The sequence below is a fragment of the Dechloromonas denitrificans genome (genome assembly GCF_020510685.1).
Classification (GTDB): domain Bacteria; phylum Pseudomonadota; class Gammaproteobacteria; order Burkholderiales; family Rhodocyclaceae; genus Azonexus; species Azonexus denitrificans_A.
On sequence record NZ_CP075185.1, the window covers coordinates 3057187 to 3071460 of the forward strand.

21 protein-coding genes are annotated in these 14274 nt (G+C 59.9%); 18 read left to right on the forward strand and 3 right to left on the reverse strand.

From position 1 onward, the window contains the following. The first annotated feature begins 10 nt into the window (after positions 1-10). From KI611_RS14610 to KI611_RS14655, 10 genes are all read left to right on the forward strand, one after another. A complete protein-coding gene (locus KI611_RS14610; RefSeq protein WP_226416385.1) occupies positions 11-1183 on the forward strand; it encodes a phage tail sheath protein in 1173 nt (390 codons plus the stop codon). 15 nt (positions 1184-1198) lie between these two features. After that, positions 1199-1711: a phage major tail tube protein gene (locus KI611_RS14615; RefSeq protein ID WP_226416386.1), complete on the forward strand. Its 513-nt coding sequence runs from the start codon at positions 1199-1201 to the stop codon at positions 1709-1711. A gap of 113 nt (positions 1712-1824) precedes the next feature. Next, positions 1825-2139 (forward strand): phage tail assembly protein, encoded by a 315-nt coding sequence (locus KI611_RS14620; RefSeq protein WP_226416387.1) that lies wholly within the window; start codon positions 1825-1827, stop codon positions 2137-2139. Between the two features lie 8 nt (positions 2140-2147). Then, positions 2148-2264 (forward strand): GpE family phage tail protein, encoded by a 117-nt coding sequence (locus tag KI611_RS14625; protein WP_226416388.1) that lies wholly within the window; start codon positions 2148-2150, stop codon positions 2262-2264. After that, positions 2261-4468, forward strand: coding sequence for a phage tail tape measure protein (locus tag KI611_RS14630; protein WP_226416389.1), 2208 nt, complete (start codon positions 2261-2263; stop codon positions 4466-4468). The genes KI611_RS14625 and KI611_RS14630 overlap by 4 nt, the downstream gene beginning before the upstream one ends. Before the next feature lie 3 nt (positions 4469-4471). Then, on the forward strand, positions 4472-4888 hold the full coding sequence (locus KI611_RS14635; protein ID WP_226416390.1) for a hypothetical protein: 417 nt from the start codon (positions 4472-4474) through the stop codon (positions 4886-4888). Positions 4889-4890: 2 nt separating this feature from the next. Beyond that, positions 4891-5349, forward strand: a complete 459-nt coding sequence (locus KI611_RS14640; RefSeq protein WP_226416391.1) for a phage tail protein — start codon at positions 4891-4893, stop codon at positions 5347-5349. Continuing rightward, on the forward strand, positions 5346-6692 hold the full coding sequence (locus tag KI611_RS14645; protein ID WP_226416392.1) for a contractile injection system protein, VgrG/Pvc8 family: 1347 nt from the start codon (positions 5346-5348) through the stop codon (positions 6690-6692). Before KI611_RS14640 ends, KI611_RS14645 begins: the two co-directional genes overlap by 4 nt. A gap of 78 nt (positions 6693-6770) precedes the next feature. After that, on the forward strand, positions 6771-6953 hold the full coding sequence (locus tag KI611_RS14650) for a type II toxin-antitoxin system HicA family toxin (protein ID WP_226416393.1): 183 nt from the start codon (positions 6771-6773) through the stop codon (positions 6951-6953). Between the two features lie 86 nt (positions 6954-7039). Continuing rightward, on the forward strand, positions 7040-7438 hold the full coding sequence (locus KI611_RS14655) for a type II toxin-antitoxin system HicB family antitoxin (protein WP_226416394.1): 399 nt from the start codon (positions 7040-7042) through the stop codon (positions 7436-7438). Between the two features lie 135 nt (positions 7439-7573). Here the strand turns inward: KI611_RS14655 and KI611_RS14660 are convergent, their stop codons facing one another. After that, entirely contained in the window at positions 7574-7942 is a 369-nt protein-coding gene (locus tag KI611_RS14660; protein WP_226416395.1) for a hypothetical protein, read from the reverse strand. Positions 7943-7950: 8 nt separating this feature from the next. Next, the gene (locus KI611_RS14665; RefSeq protein WP_226416396.1) at positions 7951-8358 is read right to left on the reverse strand and encodes an Arc family DNA-binding protein; all 408 of its coding nucleotides are present in this window, start codon (positions 8356-8358) and stop codon (positions 7951-7953) included. Between the two features lie 105 nt (positions 8359-8463). On the opposite strand from KI611_RS14665, the gene KI611_RS14670 reads away from it, so the two are divergent. From KI611_RS14670 to KI611_RS14680, 3 genes are all read left to right on the forward strand, one after another. Then, a complete protein-coding gene (locus KI611_RS14670) occupies positions 8464-8640 on the forward strand; it encodes an Arc family DNA-binding protein (protein ID WP_226416397.1) in 177 nt (58 codons plus the stop codon). Next, entirely contained in the window at positions 8633-9175 is a 543-nt protein-coding gene (locus tag KI611_RS14675) for a Bro-N domain-containing protein (protein ID WP_226416398.1), read from the forward strand. The genes KI611_RS14670 and KI611_RS14675 overlap by 8 nt, the downstream gene beginning before the upstream one ends. Positions 9176-9517: 342 nt before the next feature. Then, positions 9518-9742 (forward strand): hypothetical protein, encoded by a 225-nt coding sequence (locus KI611_RS14680; RefSeq protein ID WP_226416399.1) that lies wholly within the window; start codon positions 9518-9520, stop codon positions 9740-9742. On the opposite strand, the gene KI611_RS14685 is transcribed toward KI611_RS14680, so the two are convergent. Continuing rightward, positions 9739-10098 carry a helix-turn-helix transcriptional regulator gene (locus KI611_RS14685; RefSeq protein WP_226416400.1) on the reverse strand — a complete coding sequence of 120 codons (360 nt, stop codon included), beginning with the start codon at positions 10096-10098 and terminating at the stop codon, positions 9739-9741. The genes KI611_RS14680 and KI611_RS14685 overlap by 4 nt on opposite strands. Positions 10099-10154: 56 nt before the next feature. Between KI611_RS14685 and KI611_RS14690 the strand changes: the two genes are divergently transcribed. The 5 genes from KI611_RS14690 to KI611_RS14710 all read left to right on the forward strand — a co-directional run bounded on the left by KI611_RS14690 (position 10155) and on the right by KI611_RS14710 (position 14241). Beyond that, positions 10155-10406, forward strand: a complete 252-nt coding sequence (locus KI611_RS14690) for a hypothetical protein (RefSeq protein WP_226416401.1) — start codon at positions 10155-10157, stop codon at positions 10404-10406. 20 nt (positions 10407-10426) lie between these two features. Then, positions 10427-11011, forward strand: coding sequence for a hypothetical protein (locus tag KI611_RS14695; protein ID WP_226416402.1), 585 nt, complete (start codon positions 10427-10429; stop codon positions 11009-11011). After that, positions 11002-11283: an ogr/Delta-like zinc finger family protein gene (locus KI611_RS14700; RefSeq protein WP_226416403.1), complete on the forward strand. Its 282-nt coding sequence runs from the start codon at positions 11002-11004 to the stop codon at positions 11281-11283. Before KI611_RS14695 ends, KI611_RS14700 begins: the two co-directional genes overlap by 10 nt. 82 nt (positions 11284-11365) lie before the next feature. After that, positions 11366-11563, forward strand: a complete 198-nt coding sequence (locus KI611_RS14705; protein WP_226416404.1) for a hypothetical protein — start codon at positions 11366-11368, stop codon at positions 11561-11563. Further along, positions 11560-14241 carry a toprim domain-containing protein gene (locus KI611_RS14710; RefSeq protein ID WP_226416405.1) on the forward strand — a complete coding sequence of 894 codons (2682 nt, stop codon included), beginning with the start codon at positions 11560-11562 and terminating at the stop codon, positions 14239-14241. The genes KI611_RS14705 and KI611_RS14710 overlap by 4 nt, the downstream gene beginning before the upstream one ends. Positions 14242-14274: the final 33 nt, after the last annotated feature.

Here is a 14274-nt window from a genome sequence, read left to right on the forward strand (position 1 = left end):
GGAGCTGCCCATGCCCACCGATTACCACCACGGCGTACGCGTCTTCGAGCTGACCGACGGCCGCCGGCCGATCCGGACCATCGAATCCGCCATCATCGGCCTTGTCGCCACCGGCAGCGATGCCGACGCCGTCGCCTTCCCGCTCGACACCGCCACGCTGATCACCGACGTCCGCACTGCCAGCGGCAAGGCCGGCACCCTCGGCACTCTGGCAAAAACGCTTGATGCGATTGCCGACCATGGCTCGCCGGCCTGCATCGTCGTCCGCGTTCCCGATGGTGCGGCACCCGCTGAGCTGACCAGCAACCTGATCGGCAGTGTCACGCCAGCCGGGCAAATGAAGGGCATGAAGGCCCTGCTCTCATCACAAGCCAAGTTCGGCATCAAGCCGCGCATCCTCGGCATCCCCGGCCTAGACTCGCTGCCGGTCGCTACCGAGCTGATCGCCATCGCCAAGCAGCTGCGCGGCTTCGCCTATCTCTCGGCCAACGGCTGCGAGACCAAGGAAGAAGCCGTCACCTACCGCGACAACTTCGGCGACCGCGAAGCCATGGTCATCTGGCCCGATTTTCAGTCCTGGGACACCGTCGCCAATGCCACCGCTACCGCACCAGCAATCGCCCGCGCCCTCGGCCTGCGCGCCCAGATCGACGACGAAATAGGCTGGCACAAGACGCTGTCGAATATTCCGGTCCAGGGCGTCACCGGTATCACCAAGGATGTCTTCTGGGATCTGCAGGACCCGAGCACCGACGCCGGCTTCCTCAACGCCGCCGACGTCACCACGTTGATCCGCCGCGACGGCTACCGCTTCTGGGGTTCCCGCACCTGCACGGCCGACCCGCTGTTTGCCTTCGAGTCCTACGTCCGCACTGCCCAGATCCTTGCCGACACCATTGCCGAGGCGCACTTCTGGGCCGTCGACAAGCCGCTCAACCAGACGCTGATCAAGGACATCATCGAAGGCGTCAACGCCAAGTTCCGCGAGCTGAAAGCGCTGGGCTACATCATCGACGGCAAGGCCTGGTACGACCCCGCCGTAAATGACGAAGTCACCCTCAAGGCCGGCAAGCTCTACATCGACTACGACTACACGCCGGTCCCGCCGCTCGAAAACCTGATGTTCCGCCAGCGCATCACCGACCGCTACCTCGCGGACTTCGCCGCTCAACTGGCCGCTTGATAGGAGCACCCGAACATGGCACTACCCTCCAACCTCAAAAACTTCAACCTCTTCAACGACGGCAACAGCCTGATGGGCGTCGCCGAAGAAGTCGCCCTGCCCAAGCTCTCCCGCAAGATGGAAGAATTCCAGGGCGCCGGCATGCCGATGCCCATCGACGTCGACATCTCCAACGAGAAGATCGAGCTCGACTGGACCTGCTCCGGCTTCGTCTTCGACGTCGTCAAGCAATACGGCGCCGCCAAGGCCAACGCCAACCTGCTGCGTTTCGCCGGGGCGTACCAGCGCGAAGACACCGGCGACGTCGACGCCGTTGAAATCGTCGTCCGCGGCCGCCACAAGGAACTCGACTTCGGCAATGCCAAGGTCGGCGACAAGACCCAGACCAAGATCAAGACTACCTGCAGCTACTACAAGCTGACGGTCAACGGTTCGGTCCTATTCGAGATCGACGCCCTGGCGATGGTCTTCATCGTCGATGGGGTCGACATGCTCGACAAACAGCGCAAGGCCATCGGCCTGGCGTAACGAATAACCCACCGCCGAGAACTGCCCCGGGAGACGGCAAAACCGGGGAGGAAGGAACAGAGGGTGCCCGCCGTTCGATGAGGGCACCCGTTTGAACCGAAAAGGAGATCGCAATGAGCAACACCGCCACCATCACCCTCGAAGTACCCATCCAGCGCGGCGACAACAAGGTCGCCAGCATTACGCTGCACAAACCCAATGCCGGCGCCCTGCGCGGCGTCTCTATCCGAGCCATCCTCGACATGGAAGCCGACACCATCACCAAGGTCGTCCCGCGCATCAGCGACCCGAAACTCACCGAACAGGAAGCCGCGCAGCTCGACCCCGTCGACCTGATGCAGAGCGGGATTGCGCTGGCCAATTTTTTTATGCCGAAGGCGGCGCTGGCCGAAGCAGCCGCGAGCCTGCAGCCCTCCCTGACGACGTAGAAGAAGCCATGGCCGACATCGCTGTCATCTTTCACTGGAGCCTCGAAAGCATGGCGGCGATGGATCTGCTCGAACTCGCCCAATGGCGCGAGCGTGCCCGCCTCAGATCCGGAGCCGATGAATGAGTAACGCGCTCGAACTGAAGGTTGTCTTCGCCGCGATCGACAAGTTCATCCGCCCGGTCAAGGCCATCACCGGCGCTGCCGGCGAGGCCGCCAAGGCGCTACGCGACAACACCGCGCGGATGAAGGAATACAACCGCACGATTGAGCAGATCGACGCGTTCAAGAAGGTCGAAAAGGACGCCGCCATCGCGGCTAACACCTTCGCCAAGAACCGCCGTGAAATCGATGCGCTGAAGTCGGCGATGGAACGCGTCGGCGTGCCGACCAAGGCCATGTCCGACGAAATGGCCCGGCTCGGCAAGCGCTCCGACGAACTCAAGAACAAACACCAGTCGCTACTCAATACCGAGCAGGCGTTGTTCGAGAAACTGAAAGCCGCCGGCATCGATACCAGCCGGCTCGCTGAGCACCGCCGCCAGCTGGCCAGCTCGACCGCCGAGGCCGCCAACGCCAGCCGCCGGCTACAGTCCGCGCTGGAAGCCGAAAACCAGAAGATGCGCCGCCTGCGCGCCGCCCAGGCCGACCTTGCCAAGTCTCGCGAAACCGCCGGCAAGCTGGCCATGGCCGGCGCCGGCATCAGTGCGGCCGGGGTCGCGGTTGGCGTCCCGCTCACCAAATCGCTCAAAGATTTCGGCGATTTCGAAACGGCCATGCTCGGTGTCGCCAAGCAAATGGACGGTACCCGCGACGCTAACGGAAGATTGACAAAGACCTATTGGGAGATGGCCGACGCGATCAAGGAAATATCAGAACGTCTACCGGGTAGTGCCAACGATATTGCCAAGATCGTCGAAGGCGGTGCCCGCATGGGCATCCAGGGCCGGGAAAACCTCCTTAAATACGCCGAAGCCACGGCGATCATGGCGCAGGCTTTCGATATACCGACCGAGCAGATCGGCAAGGATATGGGAACGGTCGCGCAGCTCTACAAAGTCCCCATCGCCAACATCAAGGATCTTGGCGACACCATCAACTGGCTCGATGATCAGACCTTGGCGCAGGGGGCAGACATTATCGAAGTCATGAAGCGGATCAATGGCGTAACACAACAGGCCAACATGTCCTATCGCGAGGCGGCGGCCCTCGGCTCGACTTTCTTGTCGATCGGATCGTCGGCCGAGGTTGCGGCATCGGCCACCCAGGCTATGATCCGCGAACTCGGCATCGCCAATATGCAGAGTAAACGCTTCCGGGGCGGACTCTCCATGCTAGGGCTTGATGGAAATGCCGTGCAGAAGGGCATGAGCACCAACGCCACCGGTACGCTCATCATGGTGCTGGAGAAGATCAAGGCGCTGTCCGGCGATAAGCAACTGGAAGCCACGACGCGCCTATTCGGCAAGGAATACGGCGACGACGCGGCACGGCTGGCCGAGAATCTGGACAAATACCGCGAAGCGCTCCGGCTGGTGAACGACGAAAAGGCCAAAGGATCAATGGATCGTGAACTCAGCGCATGGCAGGACACGCTCGCGGCAAGTACGGAAAACACCCGGAACACGTTCAACAATCTGTCGACCGATCTGGGGAAGTATCTGAAGGGCGCAGCAGTCGAAACCCTCGATACGACTATGCGGATAGTCAAGGCAATGCGCGACTGGTCGAAAGAACACCCGAAGCTTTCGTCGGCGCTGATAACGACGGCAAAATGGCTGACCATCGGACTGTCGGCGCTTGGTCTTCTGGCAATCGGCGCCGGCGCGGTCATCGTCCCCTTGGCAATGCTCAAGTTCTCCCTGTCCACGCTGGGCGTCACCGGCGCCGCCAACATGAGCTTGTTGAGTTTTGCCATCCGGGGCGTCGGCCTCGCCCTGAAGGCAACCGGCATCGGCCTTCTCATCTCGCTGCTGATCACCGGCGCCGTGCTCATCTACGAAAACTGGGATAAGGTGAAGGCGCTCTTCACATCCTTCCTCGATGGCGTGATTACCAAGCTCAACCGCCTCAAGGAAAACCTGCGTTACTTGATGCCAGGTATTTTCGGGGACCTCAAAGACACCCCGACGAGGGCCTCAACAACCCAAGTGATCACAGCCTCGCCGATGATCCGGCAAGTCGCGGCCGCCAATAACTATAGCTTCAACATCACCCAGGCCCCGGGTACCGACAATCGTGAACTGGCCCGCCAGATATCCGCCGAAATAGAGCGGATCGATGCCAAGAAGGCCGCTGGCCAGCGCAGCCGCCTGCGCGATCCGGAGTAAGCCATGACAAGCACCCAATCAGACTTTCATCATTCTCTTGACCGCCTAATCGCCACTAATCGAAAGAAACAGAGAGAACAGTTCCAGTATCGGAACATTTACTCGCCGACCGACTTCGCTCGAGCCTTTTGTACTGTTTCGTGCGATGCCGGCAGGATGACCGGCAAAACGGAGTTCATCCGTCGAAATTCTACGGATCGGGACGCAATCATCACATTGAACGAAGACGGTCTGTCCGCTAAATTCGCCGATTGCCGCGCCAAGATAGCAACAGCAAGGACGTTCCACCGCTTGGCAATGCAGGCGTTTCTGACAGTCTATGTCGACGATGCTTCCTATGTCTTCCAAGTCGCCGATCGAGATGAACTAATTGCCCTGTTCGCTAAAGGGTATAAAACCACATTTGTTTTTCTGGGCTGACGATGTACGGCATCCCCCAGATCCACATGCTGATGGCCCTCGGCCTCTACGTCTTCGGCATGCAGACCCTGCCCTACCAGCAGCTGCAGCGCCAGATATCATGGCGTCACCCATCGAGCAGCCGGGTCAATGCCCGGCCGGCGCGCCAGTTTGTCGGCAAGGGCGACGAAATCATCACGCTGTCCGGCGTTCTCTACCCGGAAATCACCGGCGGCCGCATCAGCCTGGCCGCGCTGGAAGCGATGGCAGACGAAGGCATGGCCTGGCCGCTGATCGAGGGAACCGGCTGGCACTACGGCCTGTTCGTCGTCGAAGAACTGGCCACCACGTCGACCGCGCTGTTCCCCGATGGCGCCGCCCGCAAGATCGAGTTTTCCATCAAGCTGGCTCGCACCGACGACGAACCGAGCCTGCTCGGCACGGTCGGCAACGATCTGCTGACGCTGCTCGATCTCAAATGAGCGATACCGCCCGGTCCGAACCGCATCCGCGCGTCGTCGTGCAGATCGTCGTCGACGGCGTCAGCCTGTCCAGCATCGTCCGCGAACGCCTGATCAATCTCACTCACACCGATAACCGCGGCTTCGAGGCCGACACCATCGAGCTGGATCTCGACGACTCGGACGGCGCGCTCGACCTGCCGCCGCGGGGTGCCGTACTCGAGCTCGCCTTCGGCTGGGCCGCTAGCGGGCTGGTCAGCAAGGGCCGCTTCACCGTCGCTGAGGTCGCGCACAACGGCACGCCGGACGTGCTCAGCTTGCGCGCCAACGCCGCCGACCTGGGCGCCGGGCTGACCACTCAGCGCGAGCGCTCATGGCACGCCACGACGGTCGGCGCCATCGTCCGCACCATCGCCGACGAAAACGGCCTGATCCCGCTACTCGGCGGCAATCTCGCCGGCCAGGCCATCGACCATCTTGACCAGACCAACGAATCGGCCGCCAACCTTCTCACCCGCATGGCGCAGCGCTTCGACGCCATCGCCACCGTCAAGGACGGGCGGCTGCTCTTCATCCCGGCCGGCGGCGGCGTCAGCGCCAGCGGCAAGCCCATCCCGGCCGTCACCATCGTCCGCCAGTCCGGCGACCGCCACCAGTTCCTGATCAGCGATCGCACCACCTACCAGGCGGTGCGCGCCACCTACAACGATGTCAATCAGGCAGTCAAAGGCGAAGTGCTGTGGGGCGACACCGAGGACAGCGCCGAACGCGGCACCCGGCCGGCGCCGGCGGCAACCCCGATCAGCGGCCAATACAAACCGCTGACCACTACATTCACCACCCGCCCCAAGGCGCTGCGCGCCGCCCGGCTGGAATGGAAGCGCCTGAAGGCCAACAAGGCCGCCCGCGCCGCCTACGTCGGCGTCAAGGCCAAATACAGCGACCGCAACCTCGGCGCCTCGGGCGAAGTCACCTACGGTCAGGCGGACGAAAACAAGAAAATCGCCGCCGCCCAGCACCAGGCGGATCGCGACGCGGCCAAGATCGGCAGCAATAACGCATTCGAGCGCAGCGCTGAAAACGTCAAGACCCTGCGCCATGTCTATGCCAACCGGACCAATGCCATCCGCGCCGCCCGGGCCGAGTGGCGCCGCCTGCAACGCGGCATGGCTACCTTCAATATCGCGCTGGCCAAGGGCGACCCGACCCTGTACCCGGAAACCCCAGCCACCGTCAGCGGCTGGAAGCCGCAGATCGACAGCACCGACTGGCTGATCATCAAGGTCACCAACACCATCGGCGCCGACGGCGGCTACACCCAGCGGCTGGACTTCGAGATCAAGGCGACGGAGATAGCTGATTAACTACACACCAATACACAAAAGTGTTTACAAGTGTGTAGCTGTGTGTATAATTGGCCGTGGCATCTAGAAAGGCTAAATATGAACTCACAAAAGCTGATCCGGATGCTGGAAGACGATGGCTGGAGACAAGCGCGTGTAGCAGGTAGTCACCATCACTTCAAACACCCGACAAAGCCGGGCCTTGTGACGGTTCCACACCCGAAGAAGGACTTGCCTGTTGGAACTGTGAACAGCATCCTGAAACAGGCCGGGCTCAAATGAGCCCGGCTTTTTCAGCAGCTGATATAGCTTTTGGAAGTACTTTTTATGGTCGTAACTTTTCTAACGGAAACAACTAGGAGATGAACATGGAATTTCCCATCGCAATCCATAAGGATGATGGGAGCGTCTACGGTGTAACTGTTCCGGACATTCCGGGCTGCCATTCATGGGGCGATTCCATCAACGAAGCAATTCGCAATGCGAAAGATGCAATCTATAGCCACATCGAGACCCTGCTTGAATTAGGTGAACAAGCGGACTTCTCGGCATCAACGATTGATGACCTGACCGGTAAGGAAGATTTCGTTGGGGCAATCTGGGCTTTGGTCGAAGTGGATTTTTCAGAACTCGACCCTAAGCCTGAGCGCGTCAACATCAGCCTTCCGCGGTTTGTTCTTCGTCGGATTGATGAGTACACAAAAGCTCACCATGAAACCCGAAGTGGTTTCCTGGCAAGGGCAGCAATGCATGCACTAGCAAGCTAATAGAGGTGATGAGAGAAAACCCAGGCCCGCCACTCGGCGGGCCTTTTTTATGCCCAGAAACCCTGAGTAACTCTGTGGATAAGACGAAAAAAAGCCCGGCGATCAAGACGATGCCGGGCTGATTGTTTTTTGGGCTCAAGTCTCTGATCGAGCCTGGCGCTTCATGCTCCAAGTATCGATGGTCGTTGCAAGCGGAACCGTCTGTCGCATGAACTCAAGAAGGTCTGGCAAGTCTCGGATTGCTACCGTCTCGACTGAGTCACCAATATCAATGCAGGCTAAGTATTTGTATTCCAAACCAGAGCGCCCTTCCGGGAATCTTTCACGGGTGTAGATCCGCACACCGAAATCGACACCATCATCATTGCCAACTCGTACTGTTGGGAAATCGGAGAAACCGGCCAAGCTACGTTCTTCAGGACAATTATCGGTCCCTTCATTTCGAAGGAAATCCGTGATCATCAGCCACCCGTTGTTGGACGAAAATTCGTGAATTAGATACATGCCACCTCCTATGGTTTCTGTAGATCGTCTTTGGTCCCCACCAACACGCCAGGGGGAAGTTGTCCGACGATCACTGGCGGGCCGTTCGGATCGTCGCTGAATAGGGTGTTGTCCGTCACCTTCTGTGCGTGTCGGACGATCGTCTCGAACATCTGGCGCTCAGGATCACTCAGGCGTGACTTATCGATGGTCGCGTAAAGAACGCAGATCAGCATCGACTGCATCGCCATCGCTTCAAGCAGATCGCCGCGCAGTCCAAGCTTTTCGGCCTGGAAGCTACTCTCCAGTCGAGCGATGATTTCGGCGTTCATCGAACGATTTAGCTTCGCGGCAGAATTCTGCACCGCGGCGTGTAGATCGCGCGGCAAGCGAAGCGCCGTCTTAATGAAGTCGTCTTGGTTTGATAGCTGGGCCATTAGCGCATTCTATACATTGCCTCCATCGTGGTGTTGACTTCATAAACCTATGACTCTACAGTGAAGGCACTGCCTTTACTGTAAAGGCACAACAGGAGGGCACAAATGCCAACTATTAAACCCGACACGGTCAATTTCACCCTTCGTCTAAACGGCGATCTAAGGGATTGGATTGCTCACCGCGCAGTGGACAATCACCGAAGCATTAACGCCGAAATTCTCGTGCGCCTTGACGAATCGCGCCGCCTTGAAGAGCAGAAGAAGGAGCCCAACCATGACTAGCGCCAACGTTCTCGTTTTCGAAAATACCGAGCTTGACGTGGTGGATATCCACCAAGTTCCGTGGCTAAGGGGCTTGCAAGTTGCAAGTGCCCTTGGGTACAAAAACCCTTCAGCGGATATTCAGAATTTGTACGACCGTAACGCCGACGAATTCACCGACGACATGACGCAAGTCATTGACCTGCCGACGGCCGGCGGCATTCAGCCGGTGAGGATTTTCTCGCCGCGGGGATGCTACCTGCTCGGCATGCTCGCCCGTACCGAAAAGGCGAAGGCTTTCCGGGCCTGGGCGCTGGATGTGCTGGAAGGTCGGATCGCGCCACTCGATGTTCGCCCGATGACGGTTCCGCAGCGCTTCTCGGCAATAAAGCTGTACCAGAGCACCCTTCGCAACCTCAAGAACGAAACCGAGGCTGGCATGCGCAATGCGCTATACCCGCAGGCCCGCCAGTTGGCCCGCATGCTCGGCGTCCCATGTCCGCCACTTGAGAGCATCGGGCGAACCATTCAGCAGCCCGATCTTCCTGGCGTATAGCAAAGCGATGGGCTGCCGGCGCTGAAATGACCTGCCTTTTTGTCGATTTTAACCACGCGATTTTCTGAACGCTGGCAAATATGATGTTCGTCAGCAGCCCAAAAAGAAAGGCCTCAAGGCGCGCTAACACCTTGAGGCCATTGTCGGAAACCCACCCTACGAAAAGTGAGGAATCAACGTGTTGAATCATAGCACCACCCAGCGCTTCACTGCCAAAGTCCGTCAGAACGGCCGAACCAGCTATCTGCCGGTCATCGCAAAAACATCGATTAGTGCCTTGGTCACCGCACTCCATGACATTGATATTTCCGTTCCATTTTCAATTTGCATAAGGAGCGCACGATGAACGATAGCCGACTGGTCAAACTGGACCGCATTCTCAACGACGCCCGCATGGCGGCCGATGACATCGCCGGCACACTGGAAAATCTCGCCGTCTTGTACGCCGAGTTGTCCGTCGCAAGACACGGCGGGGGTGGAGAGGAAAAGCGGATGGCGGCGACCTTCTCGACCATCCACGCCCAGGCTGTCCGGGTAGTTAACCTGCTCGACGAAATCCTCGGCTAGCTGCCGAGCCTGCGGGCCAGGGCACCGATGATCTCGGCTTCCTCCTGGTCCAGCTCGGCCGCAACGATGGTGTCTACCAGCGCCAGGACATGCTGGGCATGCGCCTTGACCGTCTGTTCATGCAAGGCAGTACGCCGCCCGGTCATCAGGTAGCAGAGGTCTGCACCTTTCTCTCCAATCTTCATCAGCTCGGTAAGGCCGGGCTCGCTTCTACCTGTCTCGTAATGGTTGTAGGTTTTCCCGCTGATACCGATCTGATGGGCGAATTCCGTCTGGTTGGAGAACCCCAGCCGCTTTCTCTCCTCAATGAGTCGGGCACGAAAACTTACAATTTCGTCTATATGCGATGTTGACATGGACGTTTTCTTCCATACAATGTGTAACACTAACTAATGAAGCACGAATCATCTACATGGAACCCACCAAGCGCAACCCCGACGGACTAAATAGCAAGAAGCCCATCGCGCTCCGTCTGATGCCGGACGAGCGGGAACAGGCGGAAACGGCCGCCCGGGCTTCCAACGTATCCATGTCCTTCCTGGCCCGCGAAGCCTTCCTCAAGGGCCTGCCGCTCGTCTTCCCCTCCTCTGCTGCTTCCCCCCTGGCGGCAGACTTTACCGGCGGGGAGGCATCCGCTTCCCCCGCCGCCTTTTCAAAAGAATAAGGGGAGCGGAGACCATGGTCATGCAGCGCGCAACGCACCCCAGCCCGATAGCCATCGTCAGCGATCATGTTGAAGCCTGGCGCCGGGAAAACCGCTGGTCCCGCGAGACGGTCGCCGACTTGATCGTCCAGGCCCATGGCCGCATCGGCGGCCCGATCTTCACCGGCATCACCTTCGAGCCGCCGACCGTCGATACCTTCGAGCGCATGCGGGTCAATGCCGACCGCGTCTTCCGTTGGCTCGATGACCGCAGCAAAGACAAGAACCTCCTCCCCTTCAACTTCATCCTGTCCGTCCTCGCCGCCATTCCGGAAGACCGCCGCGTGCTGCTGGTCAACGACCTGCTGCAGCCGGTCTGCCTCGCCGTCACCACCGTCATTGACGGCGACATCGAGCCGACGCCGGAAGAAATCGCCGAGCACTTCCGGACAATCGTCACCCATACGGCCGACGCCACCGTTGCCACCTCGCAACTGCTCGACGGCGTCCATGGGGACGAAGCCGAACATGCCGAGGCCAAGCTCAACCTGGCCGGCGCCGCCATCAAGCGGATGCGCGGCCTGATCTCGCGGATCATCAAGCGAAGGAAGTCGTCATGCGCCTGAAATGCCCTCACTGCGGCAGCGATGCCACCATCCGCAGCAGCCGCACCTTCTCGGAAATCACGCGGGAAGCGTCCGTCCAGTGCAACAACATTGAGTGCGCCCACACCTGGGTCGCCCAGATCAGCGCCGTCCGCACTATCGCGCCGAGCATGACCCCCAACCCCAAGGTGTACATCCCCGTTTCGCCCCGGTCACCGGTCGCCAATAAGGCCGGGTCCGCGCAACTGGAGCTTGGCATGGACCACCCACCGCCCCGCCTGGCCACCGGCTGACCGCCTAGCCACCCCTCGACGCAGTACCCGCAACGCTCTGGATTTCCAGCGCGGAGGCCTTTTTTTACCCGGAATTTTCAAAATGGCACGCACCCACACACCGCAGCAGCAATACAAGGAAGCCGTCATCATCGCCGTTGAACACGGCATGTTCGTGGTCACCAAGGGTGGCCGGCATACCCTGTTCCGCAAGACGGATGTCCGCCCGGTCTGGCTCGGCTCGCGGGTTGACGCCGCCGCCTTGCGCTCCCTGGTCTGCCGCTGCGCCGGGGTCAAATGAAAGACGATCTCTACCGCGAGCTGCTGCCGCTGATCGAGCGCGACTTTGCTTTCGATGTCGCAAAGAGCAAAGGCGACTGGCTGCAGGGCGGCACCTGCCCGCGCTGCAACAAGAAGGAATTGTTCACCAGCAAGGAACACCCCTGGGTGCTCCGCTGCGGCCGGAAGGAGAAGTGCGGCGCCGAGATCCACGTCAAGGAACAGTACCCGGAACTGTTCGACAACTGGGGCGACCGCTACGTCAAGACACCGGAAGCCCCGAACGCCGCGGCCGATGCCTACCTGCAAAGCGCCCGCGGCTTCGATCTCGACCTGATCGCCGGCCAATACACCCAGGAAAGCTACTACGACCCGAAGCTGAAGATCGGCTCGGCCACCGTCCGCTTTGCGCTCAGTAAGGAAATCTACTGGGAACGTCTGATCGACCAACCGAGCCGATTCGGCAACAAGAAGGCCCACTTCAACGCCGGCAGCAAATATGCCGGCATGGCCTGGTGCCCGCAGATGCAGATGCCAGATGACGAAATCTGGATCGTCGAGGGCATCTTCAACAGCATCGCGCTGCTGCATCACGGCATCTACGCAGCCTCGGCAATGTCCTGCAGCAACTACCCGCACCTGTTCCTGCAGGCCGTCATCGAAAGCTGCGAAGCCGCCGAAAAGGACCGCCCGAAATTGGTGTGGGCGCTCGACGATGGCAAGGCGGGTACCACCTACGCCCGTAAATTCAAGGAACGCAGCGAGAAGGAAGGCTGGAAATCTTCCTGTGTGCTGATCCGCAGCAAGGGCAAGACGAAATACGACTGGAATGACCAGCACCAGGCCGACCGCCTGAATCCGGAAGACATCGCCGAATACCGCTACTGGGGCAGCCTGCTGACGGCCAAGAGCGCCGCCGAAAAGTCCTTGCTGATGTACAAGCGCAAAGAGTGGTCGATGTTCTATTTCGACTTCGACAACCGGCTCTACTGGTTTGAATACGACGCCGTCAAATACAACGCCGAATACAAGAAGATCACCGAAGAAAAGAGCGGCAGCGGCATCGATCCGGAGCAGATCAAGAACATGGCTCTGGAAGCCTCGCGCTCGATCAAGGAAATCGCCAACTGCCGGCCGACCGCCCTTTACTACCAGGCCAACCTGCTGACCGACGAATCCTGGTACTACGTGCGGATCGATTTCCCGCACGACGGCCCGCCGGTCAAGAACACCTTTACCGGCAGCCAGCTATCCAGCAGCAGCGAATTCAAGAAGCGCCTGCTCTCGATGGCCCCCGGCGCGCTCTATACCGGCAGCGCCTTCCACCTCGACCTCTGGCTGCAAAAGCAGATGTTCGGCCTGAAGACGGTCCAGACCATCGACTACATCGGCTACAGCAAGGACCACGGCGCCTGGGTGTTCGACGATATCGCCGTCAAGGACGGCCGCGTCTATGACCTCAACGATGAAGACTTCTTCGACATCGGCAAGCTGACCATCAAGAGCCTCAACAAGTCGGTCGCCTTGTCCATCAACCCGGACTTCAAGGACTACGACCCGGAATGGTCGAAGCTGATCTGGCAGTGCTTCCGCGAAAAAGGCATCGTCTCCCTCGCCTTCTGGCTGGGTAGCCTGTTCGCCGAGCAGATCCGCGAACAGCTCGAATCATTCCCCTTTATCGAGATCGTCGGCGAGCCCAACAGCGGCAAGTCCACGCTGATCGAGTTCCTCTGGAAGCTCTGCGGCCGCACCGCTTACGAAGGCTTCGACCCGCAGAAGGCGACCATCGCCGCCCGCGCCCGCAACTTCGCCCAGGTCGCCAATCTGCCCATCGTGCTGATCGAGTCCGACCGCGACAGCGGCGAAGGCGACAAGAACAAGCAGAAGGGCTTCGACTGGGACGAACTGAAGACCGCCTTCAACGGCCGCAGCGTGCGCAGCACCGGCGTCAAGAACACCGGCAACGACACCCGCGAGCCGCCTTTCCGCGGCGCCATCGTCATCAGCCAGAACGCCACCGTCAGCGCCAGCGATGCGTTCATGCAACGCCTGATGCATGTCTGGCTCGAAGCCAAGCAGCCAACCGACGAAAGCCGCGCCCTGTTCAAGCGGCTGGCCAGCTACCCGGTCAAGAAATGCAGCCAGTTCATCCTGCTCGCCACCCGGGCCGAGGCCGCGATCATGCAGACGGTCGCCGAGCGCCACCCGATCTACGTCAAGGTCCTCGACGACAACGCCAACATCAAGCAGCAGCGGATCATCCACAACCACGCCCAGTTGATGGCGCTGGTCGATGCGCTGCGCCACGTCGTCAAGTTCAGCGATGAAGCGCACAGCGCGGTAATGGAAGAAATCGTCGCCATGGCCGAAGAGCGCCAGCAGGCGATCAACGCCGACCACCCGCGCGTCCAGGAATTCTGGGAAATCTTCGACTACATCGAGGCCAAGTCCGCCGGCGACGTGCTCAACCACAGCCTGAAGGACGATCTGATCGCCATCAACCTGAACGACTTCGTTCAGAAGGCCGAAAACCACCGGCAGCAGATCCCGGAAATGTCCGAACTCAAAAAGATGCTGCGCACCAGCCGGACCCGCAAGTTCGTTGACTACAAAACGGTCAGCTCCGCAATCACCAAAAGCTCGATCAAGTGCTGGGTATTCCAGCGCGAGAAGCCGACCGGCCGCCCATCAACCGATTAACCGCCCTACCCCGTAGCACCAAAAAGGAGATCC

Bases quoted from the DNA above. Each gene is read 5' to 3' on its own strand.
- KI611_RS14705 (WP_226416404.1), top strand. From the start codon at position 11,366: ATGGCACGCACCCACACACCGCAGCAGCAATACAAGGAAGCCGTCATC.
- KI611_RS14640 (WP_226416391.1), top strand. From the start codon at position 4,891: ATGTACGGCATCCCCCAGATCCACATGCTGATGGCCCTCGGCCTCTAC.
- KI611_RS14700 (WP_226416403.1), top strand. From the start codon at position 11,002: ATGCGCCTGAAATGCCCTCACTGCGGCAGCGATGCCACCATCCGCAGC.
- KI611_RS14630 (WP_226416389.1), top strand. From the start codon at position 2,261: ATGAGTAACGCGCTCGAACTGAAGGTTGTCTTCGCCGCGATCGACAAG.
- KI611_RS14685 (WP_226416400.1), bottom strand. From the start codon at position 10,098: ATGTCAACATCGCATATAGACGAAATTGTAAGTTTTCGTGCCCGACTC.
- KI611_RS14655 (WP_226416394.1), top strand. From the start codon at position 7,040: ATGGAATTTCCCATCGCAATCCATAAGGATGATGGGAGCGTCTACGGT.
- KI611_RS14620 (WP_226416387.1), top strand. From the start codon at position 1,825: ATGAGCAACACCGCCACCATCACCCTCGAAGTACCCATCCAGCGCGGC.
- KI611_RS14710 (WP_226416405.1), top strand. From the start codon at position 11,560: ATGAAAGACGATCTCTACCGCGAGCTGCTGCCGCTGATCGAGCGCGAC.
- KI611_RS14650 (WP_226416393.1), top strand. From the start codon at position 6,771: ATGAACTCACAAAAGCTGATCCGGATGCTGGAAGACGATGGCTGGAGA.
- KI611_RS14665 (WP_226416396.1), bottom strand. From the start codon at position 8,358: ATGGCCCAGCTATCAAACCAAGACGACTTCATTAAGACGGCGCTTCGC.
- KI611_RS14660 (WP_226416395.1), bottom strand. From the start codon at position 7,942: ATGTATCTAATTCACGAATTTTCGTCCAACAACGGGTGGCTGATGATC.
- KI611_RS14670 (WP_226416397.1), top strand. From the start codon at position 8,464: ATGCCAACTATTAAACCCGACACGGTCAATTTCACCCTTCGTCTAAAC.
- KI611_RS14675 (WP_226416398.1), top strand. From the start codon at position 8,633: ATGACTAGCGCCAACGTTCTCGTTTTCGAAAATACCGAGCTTGACGTG.
- KI611_RS14635 (WP_226416390.1), top strand. From the start codon at position 4,472: ATGACAAGCACCCAATCAGACTTTCATCATTCTCTTGACCGCCTAATC.
- KI611_RS14610 (WP_226416385.1), top strand. From the start codon at position 11: ATGCCCACCGATTACCACCACGGCGTACGCGTCTTCGAGCTGACCGAC.
- KI611_RS14695 (WP_226416402.1), top strand. From the start codon at position 10,427: ATGCAGCGCGCAACGCACCCCAGCCCGATAGCCATCGTCAGCGATCAT.
- KI611_RS14690 (WP_226416401.1), top strand. From the start codon at position 10,155: ATGGAACCCACCAAGCGCAACCCCGACGGACTAAATAGCAAGAAGCCC.
- KI611_RS14615 (WP_226416386.1), top strand. From the start codon at position 1,199: ATGGCACTACCCTCCAACCTCAAAAACTTCAACCTCTTCAACGACGGC.
- KI611_RS14625 (WP_226416388.1), top strand. From the start codon at position 2,148: ATGGCCGACATCGCTGTCATCTTTCACTGGAGCCTCGAAAGCATGGCG.
- KI611_RS14645 (WP_226416392.1), top strand. From the start codon at position 5,346: ATGAGCGATACCGCCCGGTCCGAACCGCATCCGCGCGTCGTCGTGCAG.
- KI611_RS14680 (WP_226416399.1), top strand. From the start codon at position 9,518: ATGAACGATAGCCGACTGGTCAAACTGGACCGCATTCTCAACGACGCC.